Consider the following 15,513-nt stretch of genomic DNA (forward strand, 5'->3'; position numbering starts at 1 on the left):
CTTCCTGCGAAAAAAACTAAAAGATGAAACCTTTCTTAGATCAGAATTTTTTACTTCAAACAGAAACCGCAAAAACGCTTTATCATGATTTTGCGGCAAAAATGCCGATTATTGATTATCATAATCACCTGATACCTCAGCAAATTGCTGAAAATCACCAGTTTTCAAACATTACTGAAGCCTGGTTGTATGGCGATCATTATAAATGGAGAGCCATGAGAACGAATGGTATCAATGAACATTTCATTACAGGAAAGGCCTCTGATGAAGAGAAATTCATGAAATGGGCAGCTACGGTTCCCTATACCATGAGAAACCCATTGTACCATTGGACACATCTTGAATTACAGAGATATTTTGGTATTACTGAAGTTTTGAACGAAAAGTCGGCACAAAGAATTTATGAAGATTGCTCTTCAAAACTTAATTCTCCGGATTTTTCTGTAAAAAACCTTCTGGGAAAAATGCAGGCTAAAGTACTTTGTACGACCGACGATCCGATTGACTCTTTAATTTTTCACCAGAAAATCCGTGAGTCAAATTCAGACATTAAGGTATTCCCGACTTTCCGTCCGGACAAAGCTATGGCAGTCGATGATTTGATTTCATTCGACGTATATGTTAATAAGCTGGCGGAAGTAACCAATATTAATATTTCCAGTATTGGTGATTTTCAGAATGCTATCCGGAAAAGACATGATTTCTTTGCAGAAATGGGTTGTATGCTCTCAGATCATGGTTTGGAGCAAATTTATGCTGAGGAATATACTGAGAAAGAGTTAGAATCTATTTTTACCAAAATAAGATCCGGAAGAACTGTTTCACATCAGGAAAAATTACAGTTTAAATCCGCGATGCTGATTTTCTTTGCTCATCTTGACCATGAAAAAGGCTGGACACAACAATTTCATCTCGGGGCTTTACGTAATAATAATGATCGTTTGTTACGCACATTAGGGCCAGACACAGGTTTTGATTCTATCGGAGATTTTGAGCAGGCAAGAGCTTTGTCCAAATTTCTGAACAAATTGGATAATACTAACCAATTAGCTAAAACGATTCTATATAACCTGAATCCCAGAGATAATGAACTTTTTGCAACCATGACCGGTAACTTCCAGGATGGAACGATAGCAGGAAAAGTTCAGTTCGGATCAGGCTGGTGGTTCCTTGATCAGAAAGATGGAATGGAAAAACAAATCGATGCTCTTTCAAATATGGGCTTGTTAAGCCGGTTTGTGGGAATGTTAACTGATTCAAGAAGTTTTCTTTCATTTCCCCGTCATGAATACTTCAGAAGAATTTTATGCAATGTTCTCGGAAATGACGTTGAAAACGGAGAATTACCAAACGATATTGAATGGTTAGGACAAATGGTAGAGAATATAAGCTATAAAAATGCCAGTGAGTTTTTTGGCTTTAAATAGACATATTATCCATCGTTTTTCTTAAAATTCTGATGGCCTCTCCCATTTCCTGAATATTCATGGAAGCAAAACCCATTCTGCAAGCGTTAAGATTTCCGTTCTCCGAACGAAAAGTTTCTCCGTCATGCAGATAAAGACCATATTTACGACAATTCGGGGCTAATTCAGATAAAGGATATTTCTTGTCGAAATTAGCCCAGATTGCCATTCCTCCATCAGGTTTACGAAATTCTATTCTTTCTCCTAACTCTGATTTCAATTGCTCACAGGCAAAATCTCTTCTTTCATGGTAAACTTTTAAAGACCTTATGGCATGTCTTTTCAATGTTCCGTTCTCAATCATATCAGCAAGGCATAACTCCATTATTGTATCGCTCTGCCGGTCAATAATTCTCCTCCATTTTGATAATTCCTGAATAAAATCTTCTGAAGCAACTACATAGCCAATCCTGAATGTAGGGGCAAGCCATTTTGTGAATGATCCGATATAGATTACCAATCCGCTTTTATCAGCACTTGCTAAAGGCAATATCGGGTTGTTGGTATAATGAAAATCATAATCGTAATCATCTTCAATAATAGCAAAACGAAATCTTTCCGCCAAGGCCAGAAGCTTAAGCCGCCTTTCCGGTTTCAAAGTTACCGTTGTAGGATGGTAGTGATGTGAAGTTACATAGATTGCTCTGATTGTCTTGCGCAGACAAATTTCCTCAATAGCCTCAACAACAAGCCCATCACCGTCTACCGGAATCGTATTGATATTTGCCCCCAGAGCTGTCAAAGTCAAAGTAGCTGCCCTGTAACTCAGTTCGCCTACAATTATCTCATCATTCGGCTTAATCAAAGCCTTTCCAACCAGATAAATTGCCATTTGGCTCCCTCGTGTTGAAAGTATATTTTCTTTAGAGACAGAAAGACTCCTCGTTTCATTTAATATTCTGGCAAAAACCTCTCTGAAATGCGAATTTCCCTGAACATGCGCATATTGAAAAACCGAAGGTTCTCCATTTTTAAAGTAAAAATTATACAGTTTGGCCAATTCCTCTCTGGGAGCCAGCCGCACGTCAGGAAGTCCGTCGTTGAAAGCAAGTTTTTGTGTGATTACTTCAGGAATAACAATCTTACTTTTTTCGAAATAAAATCCTGCATTTTTAAGATTGCAGCCCATGTATCGTTCCATTTCCTGAAAAGAAACAGGCTTTATCTCCGGCAAGTTTTTGATGACAAAAGTTCCTTTTCTTGGAATCATCTCTATCCAACCCTGCGAATTCAATTCCTCAAATGCCGCAATTACAGTCTTTCGGTGAACTCCTAATAAATCTGCCAATTGCCTTGTACCTATTAACCTTGAACTCGTAGGAATCCGACCGGTCTGAATATTCTGAATAAAGCTGTTAGCGATCTGCCGATATACCGGAAGATCGGAAGACTTGTCAAAGTTGATCAGGCTCTTAAAGGGGATATCCATCTGGACTACATGATTGATTAAAATTGGATTACTATAACCATCCAATAAAAATATAGATTTGTCACAAAAAAAGAAAATGAAAACATTAGCAATTACTGAAAAAACTAAAATCAGCAGATCCGCTAAAAGAGGTAGTTATGAAATTGATACCATAAATGCTATTCTGGACGAGGGTCTGTTCTGCCATATTGCTTACGAACATGATGGTCAGCCGATGATGATACCAACTGCTTATTGCAGAATTAATGACAAAATCTATATTCACGGTTCTGTAGGTAGCCATTTTATGAGAATGCTGGCGGAAGGAAAAGACATTTGTTTTGTCGTCTCACTCATAGATGGCTTAGTATTAGCCCGGTCAGCTTTCCATCATTCTGTAAATTATCGGTCTGTGATTGCTTTTGCAAAGGCTGAGGTTGTCACCGATGAGGATGAACGCTGGAATGCGCTGGAACAAATTACTGAACATTTGGTACCAAATCGCTGGGCAGATGTAAGAGAGCCTTACAAGAATGAGATGCAAAAGACAATGATTTTGTCATTTACCTTAGATGAAGCTTCAGCTAAAATCAGAACCGGGGACCCAATAGATGATGAGGAAGATTATGCTTTGCCGGTATGGGCTGGAATATTGCCTTTGAAAGTACGGGCTTCAGCACCCATCCCCGATCCTCGTCTGATTCCGTCGGTCTCTATTCCTGAATACCTTCATAATTATAAAAGAGGGGAAAAATAATCCGATAATAATCTGTCTGCATGATCGGGTTAATAAATGCAAATGGAATCCAGACCTCTAAACCTTCTTCTTTAGGAATTTGTATGTTATTATCGATTTTTAAGCTTGAAATATTATGAAAAAGCCTGATCAGGATGAATATCCTTCAACTTCTTATTTCCCGAATTACATTAATAAAGTAGAAAATGAGAACATTTTAGAAGCTTTGACAATTCAATCCTCTATAGTTTATGATTTATTTAAAAACCTGACACCCGATCAACATTTTTACGCATATGCTGCAGGTAAATGGAGTTTACAGGAAGTTCTGGGACATATTACGGACGTGGAAAGAGTCTTTTCATACAGAGCACTTTGCATTGCCAGAGGAGAAAAGCAAAACTTACCCGGATTTGATGAAAATGACTATGTTGAAAAATCCCATTTCAGAGAAATGTCTTTTGCCTCTCTCCTGCTGCAATATAAATTAGTAAGAGATAGTTCTCTGGCCTTATTCAGTACATTTTCAGAAGAAACCGGAAACAGAAGAGGAAATACAAATGGAAATGAAGTAACGGTCAGAGCATTAATCTGTCTGATTGCAGGTCATGAAATGCATCATTTAGACATTTTAAGAGAAAAGTATAACATTTATTAAAATAAATGCAGCAAACCAGTAAAATGCTTGTCTATAGGATATAGTTTAAGGTATTTTAAAAAGAAATAGGTTAGAAAGCAAAAAGCCACAACAATCGTTGTGGCTTTTCTATAATACTTAAGCTATCAGCTAATTACTTAACTTCAACTACAGCTCCAGCTTCTTCCAAAGATTTCTTCAAACCTTCAGCTTCGTCTTTCGCTACACCTTCTTTAACAGCCTTAGGAGCTCCGTCAACTAATTCTTTAGCTTCTTTCAAACCTAGACCCGTTAAGTCTTTAACCAATTTAACTACTGCCAACTTGTTAGCACCAGCTTCTTTCAAGATTACATCAAATGAAGTTTTTTCAACAACTGCCTCAGCATCTCCACCAGCAGCAGCACCACCAGCAACCATTACTGGAGCAGCAGCAGCAGGTTCGATACCATACTCATCTTTCAAAATAGTTGCTAATTCATTTACTTCTTTTACAGTTAAGTTCACCAATTGTTCAGCGAACGCTTTCAAATCTGCCATTGTATTGAAAATTTTAAATGTTTACGAATTTAATTAATATTTAGTATTACTTGGAAGCCATTTTGAGCGAACAAAAAACGGAATAACGAATATTGTTCAGCACAAACTGACAGGTGATTACCCTTCTTTCTCAGAAAGAGTTTTAAGGATACCAGCCAACTTGTTTCCACCGCTTTGTAAGCCAGAAATAACATTTTTGGCAGGTGATTGTAACAAGCCGATGATTTCACCAATCATTTCTTCACGTGATTTCAGACTTTCCAGAGCTGCTAATTGGTCTTCACCAATGAATACTCCTCCGTCAATCGAAGCACCTTTGAAAGTGATTTTTGTTTTGCCAGCTTCTTTTTTGAAATCTTTAATAAGTTTTGCAGGAATTTTAGCATTTTCAGGTGAGAAAATAACACCTGACATTCCTTTTAAAACTTTCTCATTGAATTCAGTATAGTCATTTCCAGTAGTCTCAAGTGCTTTTGCAATAAGAGTGTTTTTGATGATGCGATATTCAACACCACGTTCAAAACACATTCTACGGAAATTGTTAACTTCTGCAACAGACAAACCAGCTGTATCAGTGATGTAGAAGTATGGAGTTGCAGCGAACTTTTCGCTCAACTCGGCGATAACTATTGCTTTTTCTTCTTTAGTCATGATTACAAGCCGTTTATTGTTCCTTTATCAATTTGAACGCCAGGAGACATAGTTGAAGAGAGATTAACAGACTTCACATAAGTTCCTTTTGCTGAAGACGGCTTCAGTTTCAACAAAGTGTTGATAACTTCCTGCGCGTTCTCTGCAAGTTTAATAGGGTCAAATGAAACTTTACCGATTGATGTGTGGATAATACCTGTTTTATCAACTTTAAAGTCAATTTTACCAGCTTTTACCTCTTTCACAGCATTTCCAACCTCTAAAGTAACAGTTCCTGATTTAGGGTTTGGCATCAAGCCACGAGGACCTAATACACGACCCAAACGACCAATCTTAGCCATAACTGTAGGCATAGTGATGATTACGTCGATATCAGTCCATCCTTTTTCAATTTTCTGAATATAGTCATCCAAACCTACATGGTCAGCACCAGCAGCTTTAGCTTCTTCCTCCTTATCAGGAGTACAAAGTACAAGCACACGTACGTCTTTTCCTGTTCCATGAGGCAAGGCAACTACACCACGTACCATTTGGTCAGCTTTACGTGGATCAACTCCTAAGCGAACATCAATGTCCACAGATGAGTCAAATTTTGTATAAGAAATCTCTTTCAAAATCTCAGCAGCCTTTACAAGCGAATAAGCCTGCGACTGATCATATTTAGTAAGAGCCTCTTTTTGTTTCTTAGTTAATTTTGCCATTTTCTTGTTGAGTGATTAGTGAATATTGATCAGAATAATCTAATCTCTATCCTACTTTTCGCTAAGTTCTTAAAAAGGTTTTTCTCCTGATACTGTAATACCCATTGAACGAGCAGTACCAGCTACCATACTCATAGCAGCTTCAACTGTAAAGCAGTTTAAATCTGGCATTTTAGTTTCAGCGATCGTACGAACCTGATCCCAAGTAACAGAACCTACTTTTTTCAAATTCGGCTGAGCAGAACCAAGTTTAACTTTGGCAGCTTCCAGAATAAGAATTGGTGCCGGAGGAGTCTTAACTACAAAGTCAAATGTTTTGTCTTTGTAATAGGTAATCAATACAGGAAGAATAACACCTGGTTTATCTTGTGTTCTGGCATTGAACTGCTTGCAGAACTCCATGATATTCAAACCCTTAGAACCCAAGGCAGGACCAATTGGTGGTGAAGGGTTTGCTGCACCACCTTTGCATTGCAACTTAACGTAGCCAGCTATTTCTTTTGCCATTTCTTTTGAATCTTTTAAGTTTTTGATTGGAGGTATTTACTTCTCTGATGAAAGACCCTGATAAAAGGACTTCATTTCAAAGTAAAAACCTGATTGAAAACTCTCTGCCAACAAGGGTGGAAGCTTCCCTGCCTGAGAATTTTCAGAAACTGAATCAAAGGTGTGTAACGAAGCCTCTGATTTACAAAGTCTTATTAACTTTTGAAGTAAAAAAGACCATCCGTCTATGAAACGGACTGCAAAATTACGGCTTTCATCTTAATTTACAAATAGTTATACAAGTTTTTGTATCAAATATTGCTAATATTCTGTGATATCAGCTCATTCTTCACAAATCCTAACCTTTCAGATACACTTCTTTGTAAAATCAGATACTCATAAAATACAAAATGCATCCCATGAAGAGATGCATTTATATCAAACCTAAAATAATAACTATTTTTCTACCTGTGAATAGTTCAGCTCTACCGGAGTATTTCTACCGAATATTTTAACCATCACATTTAATTTCTTCTTATCATCAAAGATTTCTTCAATAGTTCCTTCAAAACCGGAGAATGGCCCATCCACAACTTTAATCGTTTCACCTTTTGAAAAGGCTACTACAGCTACTTCTTCGATTGTTGCAACTTCATCAAGTTTACCTAAAATTCTTTTCACTTCTGAAGAGCGAAGAGGGATAGGTGTTTTTGAAGTTTTACCATCATTCCAGCTAAGGAAACCAATTACCCCGGGCATTGAAGTAATAATGTGGCTAACTTCACCGTATTTAATATCAGCTTCAACGAAAATATATCCGGGAAACAAAGATTTCTCACGAACGACTTTTTTGCCGTTACGCATCTCGTAAATCTTTTCTGATGGTAACAATATCTGAGGAACAAAGTCTTGTAAGCCTTGACGAGCAACTTCATTCTCAAGGTATGTTTTTATTTTTTTCTCTTGTCCTGATACTGCTCTCAGTACATACCAATTAGTTTCTGCCATGTCTTAATGTTAAATCTAAAATAGTCAGACCTTATCGTTCAATTGTAATACAATCAAAGACATCGGGCTTTACTGTTTACAACTTAACAAAGGAATGACGCATCAGGTGAATATTAGAATGATTGATAGAATAAATCTAAACCAGACTTAAATGCCAGGTCAATCAGACCTACCATCATGGCGAAAATTAAAGAAGCTATCAATACCAGAAATGAGCTTGACTGAAGTTCAGAAAATTTAGGCCATGTTACATTCTGAGTAACTTCTTCCCATGAAGCTTTAACGAAATGTGATAATTTGTCCATCGTTATAATGTATGAATGTCTTTAAATTTTTAAGTTCCAAGATTTAAAGTTTCAAGATAGTTAATTTGGCAGAAATAATGGTTACATTATTTAACTGACACTAACCTGAAACTTAAAAACCTGGAACTTAAACTAGCACGGGCACCAGGATTCGAACCCAGACCGAAGGTTTTGGAGACCTCTGTACTACCCTTATACTATGCCCGTAAATAATGCATATTCCGAAGAATATGCATTAAAAAATATTAGTCTAAGATTTCTGTAACCTGACCAGCACCTACTGTACGCCCCCCTTCACGGATAGCGAAACGAAGACCTTTATCCATAGCAACTTTGTTCAACAAAGTTACACCGATAGTCAAGTTATCACCTGGCATACACATTTCAACGCCTTCTGGCAACATAATTTCTCCTGTTACGTCAGTTGTACGGAAATAGAATTGCGGACGATATTTGTTGAAGAATGGAGTGTGACGTCCACCTTCTTCTTTAGACAAGATATAAACCTCAGCTTTGAATTTAGTGTGTGGTTTAACTGAACCTGGCTTACAAATAACCATACCACGACGGATAGATTCTTTGTCAATACCACGTAACAATAGACCTACGTTATCACCAGCTTCACCACGGTCAAGGATCTTACGGAACATCTCAACACCAGTTACTGTTGATTTCAAACCTTCAGCTCCCATACCAAGGATATCTACTGCATCACCAGAGTTGATGATACCAGTTTCGATACGACCTGTAGCTACAGTACCACGACCAGTGATCGAGAATACATCTTCTACCGGCATCAAGAATGGCTTATCAACATCACGTTTTGGAAGTGGAATCCAGGTATCAACTGCTTCCATTAATTTTTCGATAGTCTCAACCCATTTCGGCTCTCCGTTCAAACCACCAAGAGCAGAACCCTGGATTACCGGAATATTATCTCCGTCGAAGTTGTAGAATGACAACAATTCACGGATTTCCATTTCAACAAGTTCTAATAACTCAGGATCATCTACTAAGTCAACTTTGTTCATGAAAACAACCAATTGAGGTACACCTACCTGGCGAGCTAAAAGGATGTGTTCACGAGTTTGTGGCATTGGACCGTCGGTTGCAGCCACAACGATGATAGCACCGTCCATTTGGGCAGCACCCGTTACCATGTTCTTAACATAATCCGCGTGACCAGGACAGTCAACGTGAGCATAGTGACGATTTTCTGTTTGATATTCTACGTGAGCAGTATTGATAGTAATACCACGTTCTTTCTCTTCTGGAGCAGAGTCAATCGCTGAGAAATCTTTCTTTTCTGCAAGACCTTTTTCTGACAACACTTTAGTGATAGCAGCAGTCAAGGTTGTTTTACCGTGGTCAACGTGACCGATTGTACCGATGTTTACGTGGGGCTTACTACGGTCAAAATTCTCTTTTGCCATGATATTTAGTTCTTAATTAGTTATTTTTAAAAAGAATGAAAAAATTGTTCAATTTCAAAAATCTGAAATTTGTTCATTTCGAAAATACTGAAAAAACAATTCTCAAATTTTCAAACTGACTTAATTCTCAAATTGAGCCGAGCCTTTGAGCAGGATTGAACTGCCGACCTCTTCCTTACCAAGGAAGTGCTCTACCACTGAGCTACAAAGGCTTAACTTGTGAGGGATAAGCCCAAAACTTAAATTCAAAAATTCAACTTGATGAAAAATTAAGTGGTTAATCGTTAATCGTTTTTAGCTAAAACTCTTAACTATAACTATTAACAATTAACCACTTTGTGGAGCGGGAGACGGGGCTCGAACCCGCCACCTATAGCTTGGAAGGCTATCGCTCTACCAAATGAGCTACTCCCGCTTTTTACTCTAATTGATAATCGAAGAATTTACCGGGGATAAAATTACAAACAAATTATAATATCTCAACTATAAACTTTCAATTATATTGTGGGGGCGGATGGATTCGAACCACCGAAGACATACGTCAGCAGAGTTACAGTCTGCCCCATTTGGCCACTCTGGTACACCCCCTTTTTGCAGTTTCACCAAGCGTTTTGGTGAAAGAGTGTGCAAAAGTATATCCTTTTTTTCTTTTGTCAAAGCACCTCTTGAAAAAAAATTTAAAAGTTTTTTATTTTTCTCATGCTTTGAATGCCTCAAATCAGCCCGTTTTGGCGTTAAATACTCTTTTAACTATTTAATTTACAATGATTTGCTACAACTTTATACCAAAACTTATTGCTGTAACTTTAGGGCTCTTATTTTCCTGAAATAAATTTCCTAAATCATAATTCACAAACAGGTCTGGGAAATTTTTTAGTCCTAATTCCAATCGAAGACCGTAACGCACATTGTTCAGATAAAGGCTGGAATGGTCTCTCCTCAATTCATCAGATTTTTGTTCGATCGTCTTGATATAACTATCCAACCGGTATCCTACATAAACTCCCGCACCTATATAATTAAAGACATTATCTTTGCTAAATGCTATATACGGAACAATAGGCAGGTTCACATATGCTACAGTCATTTTATTCTTACTGAGCGGAATTTCCTTACCGGTATTATCCAGATAACTGGCAAATTCTATCTCATTTTGCCCCTTCAAGATATATTTATTTCCGTCAAACATAAAGTTGTACCAGGAAAATTCAAAGCCATATCCAAGTTTTAAGGCACTTTTCCCATTTCTTGATAAAGTTGCGCTTCTGGCCATTTCCAAAGCAAAATATCTTGAACCGAAGGGCGATAGTTCGTAATTAGGGTTACCTGCCGGGGAAGATGAAAATGCATTCAATCCGAAATAAATATTAAACCCGCCTCTTCCGCTGTAAGCCCGTTCATAAGCCGGAATTTTTGTACTATCCTTCCCCCAGATGACTTTAGTTTCTTCATTGCCATCCTTTACATACACACCATTCCATCCGACATGTACTTCATCAGAGCCATCTTTTACATGTACTCCCTTAATGCCGACTTTTACATAATCTTTTACTCCGTCAGACGTATTATCCCGCTTAAGGTATCCTTTATCCGAATTTCCTGAATTAATTACCTGATTTTTAACCGTCGCATTAATTGCAAGCCTTAATGCTTTATCATTTTGCTTTATCAATAAAACAGTATCTCGCTCAAGGTCACTGTTTATTACTTTCCGGATACCTTTCCAGGTTTCATCATCGAGAGTCAGTCCTGAACTCTGAAACAGGTCTGTTAAATCTTCTCTTAACGTCCGGCTTTTTGACTTTTCTGAGCCAATAACCACCTGATTACGTTTATCGATATTAACAATAGTTGAGTCATTGTCGTTAGAACTGGCAAAACCTTCCAGAGCTAATAACAACATAGTGGTTAAAATGAGGATTGCTTTTTTCATGGCGCTTGAGGTTATTCTTTATTTTTTTCAGAATCACTTTGATGAGGTCTGGACAGTTTTTCGATACTTTCATCAGCTTTTGCCAGTATTCGACCAGGATTTACTCCAACTTCGTCCCAATTAACTTCATCTCCATTTTTTACATTTTTCAATTGTTTCCAGATTCTACTGAATCTACTTGCTTTTTTTGTTTTAGGAGATTCTGCAACCGCAGTGGTTAATGAATTATTTTCCTCCTGAGTATCAACGAGATTAATAATAATAGTCTCCTGCCGTGCTAAAACCGGATTCGATTCAACTTTAGGAGTCAATGTGTTACCTGTTTTTATCTCCGGAATATTTGAGCTCATTTCTATTCCTTTGTTTTCAGGCTGAACTTTTGCTATACTTTCTTCTTTCGTCTGTTCAGTTTTTAATCCTGTTCTCTCTAAATCAGATTTCTCAGCATTTGTTCGTTTCAGGGATTTCTCCCCGGTATTTGCAATTGTAAAGGTGGTATTACTTTGTTTCAGATCAGATTTATCTGCCACTACACTGCGGCTTTCCGGAACCGCTGTTATATCTATAGATTTTTGCGATTCTCCCTGACTTACTGATTGTTTTTGAATTTTGTTGTTATTAGTTGTTGCGACTACTTTTCCCAAATCTGAGTTTGTTTGATTTGAAGCGATCCAGATGCCTGCTCCGATCAGCAAAGCAATTGAAGCGGCAGCACCATATTTCCACCACATCGGTAAAACTTTACTATGCTTTTTCTCCAGTCTCTCTTCCAGTTTTTCCCAAACCTGCGGCCCTGGCTTTTTAGTGTAATCCCTGAGCTTATCGGCAAAGAGCTTATCTAATTCGTTTTGGTCCATATTTTCTGGCGAATTAATTCATTCGCGTTAAACATTGTTTCTTTATTTTATGATACCATTTTTACATCTGATATAACCTTCATGGATCTGAATCAGACTTTTTTATGCATTTTTTCCTGAAGGAGGACTCTCGCTCTTGAAAGCTGGGATTTAGAAGTACTTTCCGTAATTCCCAATAATTTAGCAATCTCTGCATGAGAATATCCCTCTATTGCATATAAGTTGAAGACTGTTCTGTAACCCGGAGGTAATTCTTCAATCAGTTTTAGTAAATCCTGGACTTCCAGGTCGGTTTTGAATTGTTCCGGCTCGGGTTCATAGAGAATTTTATCGTAGCTGATTTCAAAGTTCTTTTTCTGTCGTAAAAACATAAGTGCCTCATTGACCATAATTCTTCTGATCCAGCCTTCAAAACTCCCTTCTGATTTAAACGTGCCAACTTTTTCAAAAACCTTCATAAAGCCTTGGATAAGAACTTCCTCAGCATCGAATTCATCAGAGGTATAGCGATAACATACTGCCATCATCTTCGACGAATACTTTTCATAAAGTCTTCGCTGAGCCTTGGGATCCCCTTGTTGGCAGGCTTTCACTATATGTTCCTCCGAAGAGAAGATTTGTAGAATTTTCACGAATATACTTTTGGGTTTTGGTTTATCGGTTATTCTGAATACTAGATGAAAAAGTTCCGGAAAAGGTTGCGTGAAGATTAAAATTTATGAAAATAATCATTATTTGTTAAATATAATCAGATGTGCGATATTAGGTGAATAAAGAAAATATCCGGCAATAGGTTCGATAAGAGACCTTTTTCCCCAATTCAATTTAATATAAAATGAATGCTTCTTCTCCGATAGGAATCTTTGACAGCGGTATTGGCGGACTAACCGTAGCGCATGCTGTTACGAGGCTTTTGCCAAATGAGAATATTATTTATTTCGGTGATACGGCTCATCTGCCTTATGGAGATAAGTCCTCTGCCGCTATCCAGGCATATTCTATAAAAATCTGTAATGTTTTGTTACAGCAAAAGTGTAAAGTTATTCTTATTGCCTGTAACTCCGCTTCTGCAGCTGCTTATGAGTTAGTAAAAGAATATGTTGGAAGTAAGGCAAAAGTAATTAATGTTATTGATCCGGTTATAGATTATATTGACCACCATTACCGTGGAAAAACAGTTGGATTAATCGGGACAAAACAAACTGTTAATTCAAATATTTACAGAAAAAAGACCGATGCATTAGGAAAAGATATCGTGTTAAAATCGCTTGCCACTCCTCTTCTTGCTCCAATGATTGAAGAAGGTTTTTTTAACAATAATATCTCTGAAAGTATCATTTATCAATACCTGGCAAATGAAGAACTTTCAGGAATTGAAGCATTGATTTTAGGCTGTACACATTATCCTTTGATTAAATCTCAGATAGATAGTTTTTACAAAGAAAACATTACCATTCTGGATACTTCTGAAATAGTAGCTGCGGCTCTTAAAAAATATCTTTCACAAAGCAGTCTTCTTAACAATCTGAATGCTTATATCAGGCATTTTTATGTTTCTGACTATACACAGTCATTCGAAAGGTCAACACAGATATTTTTTGGTGAACAGATCAGACTGGAGCATTATCCGCTTTGGGAATAGAATAAAAAAGGGCTTCAGAAAACTGAAGCCCTTTTTTATATTCTACCAAGAACCTGATTTAGCCTGCGCTGAACCAGATTCATATTTTCTCTTCTTTTCACTTCTTTTTTACTATTCCTATACCATAAAAAAGCAACTCCTGCTACAATAAGGTATGGTGCAGAAAGTAAATAAAGAATCCCTGTATTCAATCCGGTCGCTGCCAGGTTTCTACCATTAGACATGGTACTTTCAACGGTGGCTCTGCACATTGCACATTGTGCAAATGAGGCAGTATTACTTATTAAAAGCAATAAGATTAAAACCATTAATATCTTTTTCATAAACCTTATATCAATTCACACAATCCTGTGATCCTGAATTTTAAATTATCAATGAATAAAAAATCTTAATCTAGTTGTAATAAGGACTAATCATTAAATAAACAATTACTCCTGTAACAGAAACATACAACCAGATCGGGAAAGCCCATTTTACTACTTTTTTATGCTCGGCAATCTGATTACTTAAAGCATAATAAACAGCCTTCAGCACAAACCACACTACACCTACTGATAAAACTATATGAGAAATCAATAGAAAATAATATATCGGTTTTAAAATACCTTCTCCTCCAAATGAGGTTGAAGGATTCGAAACATGATATAAAATGTATAAAATCAAAAATAATGCTCCCTGAAAAAAAGAGATAAGCATTAGTGTTCTGTGTGCAGCTATATTTCCTTTTCTGATAAAATAAAATCCCAAAATAAGGGTAATCGAAGTGGTCGAATTAAGTAATCCAATAATATGAGGAAGCACTTTCGTCCAGGCACCTAAATCGATTTTTTGTCTTATTCCAATCAGTAATGCAACCGCTAACGGAATAGCCAGCGAAAGCGCATTAACCAGTTTATCATTTTTAGGATTCTTATCTAAAATCAATGAAGCCATATTTATTACTTGCTATTTAAAAACATCACTTTTCGGTTTCGTAAATTTTTTGCAAAACCTTAATTTCCATCATCAGGCGATCAACCTCTTTTTTGTTGGTTCCGTCATAAAAGCCACGGATAAAACCTTCCTTATCTACCAAAATCATCTTTTCTGAGTGAATGAATGTTTCATCAGGCGTTTTTACAGCCTTATCATATTCAGATGCATCGGCCACCGGTACATAGAAGCCCTTTACGGCCAAAGGATAAATTTGTTTTCTGTCACCAGTTAAAAAGAACCATTTTCCTTCCTTCGCATCATACTCCTTCGCATATTTTTTCATTTCTTCCGGCGTATCGTGTGAAGGATCAACGGATAATGAAATAAATGTTACTTCAGGACTATTCAGAAAAACATCCTGCAGACGAGTCAGCTGAGAAGACATTTTAGGACAAATAGAACCGCATCTCGTAAAAAAGAAATTGGCTACATAAATCTTTCCCTTCAGCCCTTCACTTGAAAATGTTTTGCCATCCTGGTCTGTCAAAGAAAATGAAGGAATCGTATGAAAAACCGTATCCATTTTTGGTTCATTCCATTTTGGATTCGGATTCTCTTTCATCATCACATTTCCTGAGGTAGAATCAATCAGCGGAACGAATTTGGGAAGCGTATAATGGTTTTCACCAAATGTCTTCAAGTATAAAAAAACCAAGGCTGGAACTACTAATACAATGATTAATAATCCAGCCTTCATATATTTTTGCATAATTTCTATTAATTGTTACTATTTAAGC

18 protein-coding genes and 4 tRNA genes are annotated in these 15,513 nt (G+C 37.1%); 4 read left to right on the top strand and 18 right to left on the bottom strand.

Annotation, left to right across the window (positions count from 1 at the left end; all coding sequences use genetic code 11):
* The first annotated feature begins 23 nt into the window (after window positions 1-23).
* Window positions 24-1,427, top strand: a complete 1,404-nt coding sequence (gene uxaC, locus BM179_RS17980) for a glucuronate isomerase (protein ID WP_092018556.1) — start codon at window positions 24-26, stop codon at window positions 1,425-1,427.
* Here uxaC and BM179_RS17985 read toward each other — a convergent pair.
* Window positions 1,420-2,895 carry an aminotransferase-like domain-containing protein gene (locus BM179_RS17985; protein ID WP_092018557.1) on the bottom strand — a complete coding sequence of 492 codons (1,476 nt, stop codon included), beginning with the start codon at window positions 2,893-2,895 and terminating at the stop codon, window positions 1,420-1,422. The two genes, uxaC and BM179_RS17985, sit on opposite strands and share 8 nt — an antisense overlap.
* Before the next feature lie 76 nt (window positions 2,896-2,971).
* Between BM179_RS17985 and BM179_RS17990 the strand changes: the two genes are divergently transcribed.
* Both BM179_RS17990 and BM179_RS17995 read left to right on the top strand, forming a co-directional pair.
* A complete protein-coding gene (locus BM179_RS17990) occupies window positions 2,972-3,631 on the top strand; it encodes a pyridoxamine 5'-phosphate oxidase family protein (protein WP_177219445.1) in 660 nt (219 codons plus the stop codon).
* Window positions 3,632-3,746: 115 nt separating this feature from the next.
* A complete protein-coding gene (locus BM179_RS17995; protein WP_092018559.1) occupies window positions 3,747-4,268 on the top strand; it encodes a DinB family protein in 522 nt (173 codons plus the stop codon).
* A 133-nt stretch (window positions 4,269-4,401) separates the two neighbouring features.
* Here the strand turns inward: BM179_RS17995 and rplL are convergent, their stop codons facing one another.
* The 14 genes from rplL to BM179_RS18070 form a co-directional block, all read right to left on the bottom strand.
* Window positions 4,402-4,785 carry a 50S ribosomal protein L7/L12 gene (rplL, locus tag BM179_RS18000; protein WP_092018560.1) on the bottom strand — a complete coding sequence of 128 codons (384 nt, stop codon included), beginning with the start codon at window positions 4,783-4,785 and terminating at the stop codon, window positions 4,402-4,404.
* A 117-nt stretch (window positions 4,786-4,902) separates the two neighbouring features.
* On the bottom strand, window positions 4,903-5,436 hold the full coding sequence (gene rplJ / locus BM179_RS18005) for a 50S ribosomal protein L10 (RefSeq protein ID WP_092018561.1): 534 nt from the start codon (window positions 5,434-5,436) through the stop codon (window positions 4,903-4,905).
* A 2-nt stretch (window positions 5,437-5,438) separates the two neighbouring features.
* Window positions 5,439-6,137 carry a 50S ribosomal protein L1 gene (rplA, locus tag BM179_RS18010; protein ID WP_092018562.1) on the bottom strand — a complete coding sequence of 233 codons (699 nt, stop codon included), beginning with the start codon at window positions 6,135-6,137 and terminating at the stop codon, window positions 5,439-5,441.
* 69 nt (window positions 6,138-6,206) lie between these two features.
* Window positions 6,207-6,644, bottom strand: coding sequence for a 50S ribosomal protein L11 (gene rplK / locus BM179_RS18015; RefSeq protein ID WP_092018563.1), 438 nt, complete (start codon window positions 6,642-6,644; stop codon window positions 6,207-6,209).
* A 435-nt stretch (window positions 6,645-7,079) separates the two neighbouring features.
* Window positions 7,080-7,631 (bottom strand): transcription termination/antitermination protein NusG, encoded by a 552-nt coding sequence (gene nusG / locus BM179_RS18025; RefSeq protein ID WP_092018565.1) that lies wholly within the window; start codon window positions 7,629-7,631, stop codon window positions 7,080-7,082.
* 113 nt (window positions 7,632-7,744) lie between these two features.
* On the bottom strand, window positions 7,745-7,936 hold the full coding sequence (gene secE / locus BM179_RS18030) for a preprotein translocase subunit SecE (protein ID WP_092018566.1): 192 nt from the start codon (window positions 7,934-7,936) through the stop codon (window positions 7,745-7,747).
* Window positions 7,937-8,072: 136 nt separating this feature from the next.
* A tRNA-Trp gene (locus BM179_RS18035) sits at window positions 8,073-8,143 on the bottom strand.
* 38 nt (window positions 8,144-8,181) lie between these two features.
* The gene (tuf, locus tag BM179_RS18040) at window positions 8,182-9,369 is read right to left on the bottom strand and encodes an elongation factor Tu (RefSeq protein ID WP_092018567.1); all 1,188 of its coding nucleotides are present in this window, start codon (window positions 9,367-9,369) and stop codon (window positions 8,182-8,184) included.
* Between the two features lie 140 nt (window positions 9,370-9,509).
* A tRNA-Thr gene (locus BM179_RS18045) sits at window positions 9,510-9,581 on the bottom strand.
* Between the two features lie 127 nt (window positions 9,582-9,708).
* Window positions 9,709-9,784, bottom strand: a tRNA-Gly gene (locus BM179_RS18050).
* A 90-nt stretch (window positions 9,785-9,874) separates the two neighbouring features.
* Window positions 9,875-9,957, bottom strand: a tRNA-Tyr gene (locus BM179_RS18055).
* 184 nt (window positions 9,958-10,141) lie between these two features.
* Complete coding sequence (locus BM179_RS18060) at window positions 10,142-11,302, bottom strand: outer membrane beta-barrel protein (protein ID WP_092018568.1); 1,161 nt, start codon at window positions 11,300-11,302, stop codon at window positions 10,142-10,144.
* Between the two features lie 11 nt (window positions 11,303-11,313).
* A complete protein-coding gene (locus BM179_RS18065; RefSeq protein ID WP_092018569.1) occupies window positions 11,314-12,159 on the bottom strand; it encodes a hypothetical protein in 846 nt (281 codons plus the stop codon).
* Window positions 12,160-12,251: 92 nt separating this feature from the next.
* Window positions 12,252-12,791, bottom strand: coding sequence for an RNA polymerase sigma factor (locus BM179_RS18070; RefSeq protein ID WP_092018570.1), 540 nt, complete (start codon window positions 12,789-12,791; stop codon window positions 12,252-12,254).
* Window positions 12,792-12,994: 203 nt separating this feature from the next.
* Between BM179_RS18070 and murI the strand changes: the two genes are divergently transcribed.
* Window positions 12,995-13,801, top strand: coding sequence for a glutamate racemase (gene murI, locus BM179_RS18075; protein ID WP_092018571.1), 807 nt, complete (start codon window positions 12,995-12,997; stop codon window positions 13,799-13,801).
* Between the two features lie 35 nt (window positions 13,802-13,836).
* On the opposite strand, the gene BM179_RS18080 is transcribed toward murI, so the two are convergent.
* The 3 genes from BM179_RS18080 to BM179_RS18090 all read right to left on the bottom strand — a co-directional run bounded on the left by BM179_RS18080 (window position 13,837) and on the right by BM179_RS18090 (window position 15,485).
* Entirely contained in the window at window positions 13,837-14,124 is a 288-nt protein-coding gene (locus tag BM179_RS18080; RefSeq protein WP_092018572.1) for a CAMCR motif-containing small membrane protein, read from the bottom strand.
* Between the two features lie 70 nt (window positions 14,125-14,194).
* Entirely contained in the window at window positions 14,195-14,734 is a 540-nt protein-coding gene (locus BM179_RS18085) for a DUF420 domain-containing protein (RefSeq protein WP_092018573.1), read from the bottom strand.
* A 25-nt stretch (window positions 14,735-14,759) separates the two neighbouring features.
* Complete coding sequence (locus BM179_RS18090) at window positions 14,760-15,485, bottom strand: SCO family protein (protein ID WP_092018574.1); 726 nt, start codon at window positions 15,483-15,485, stop codon at window positions 14,760-14,762.
* Between the last annotated feature and the right edge of the window lie 28 nt (window positions 15,486-15,513).

The sequence above is a fragment of the Pseudarcicella hirudinis genome, assembly GCF_900115665.1.
In the GTDB taxonomy this organism is placed as follows: Bacteria; Bacteroidota; Bacteroidia; order Cytophagales; family Spirosomataceae; genus Pseudarcicella; species Pseudarcicella hirudinis.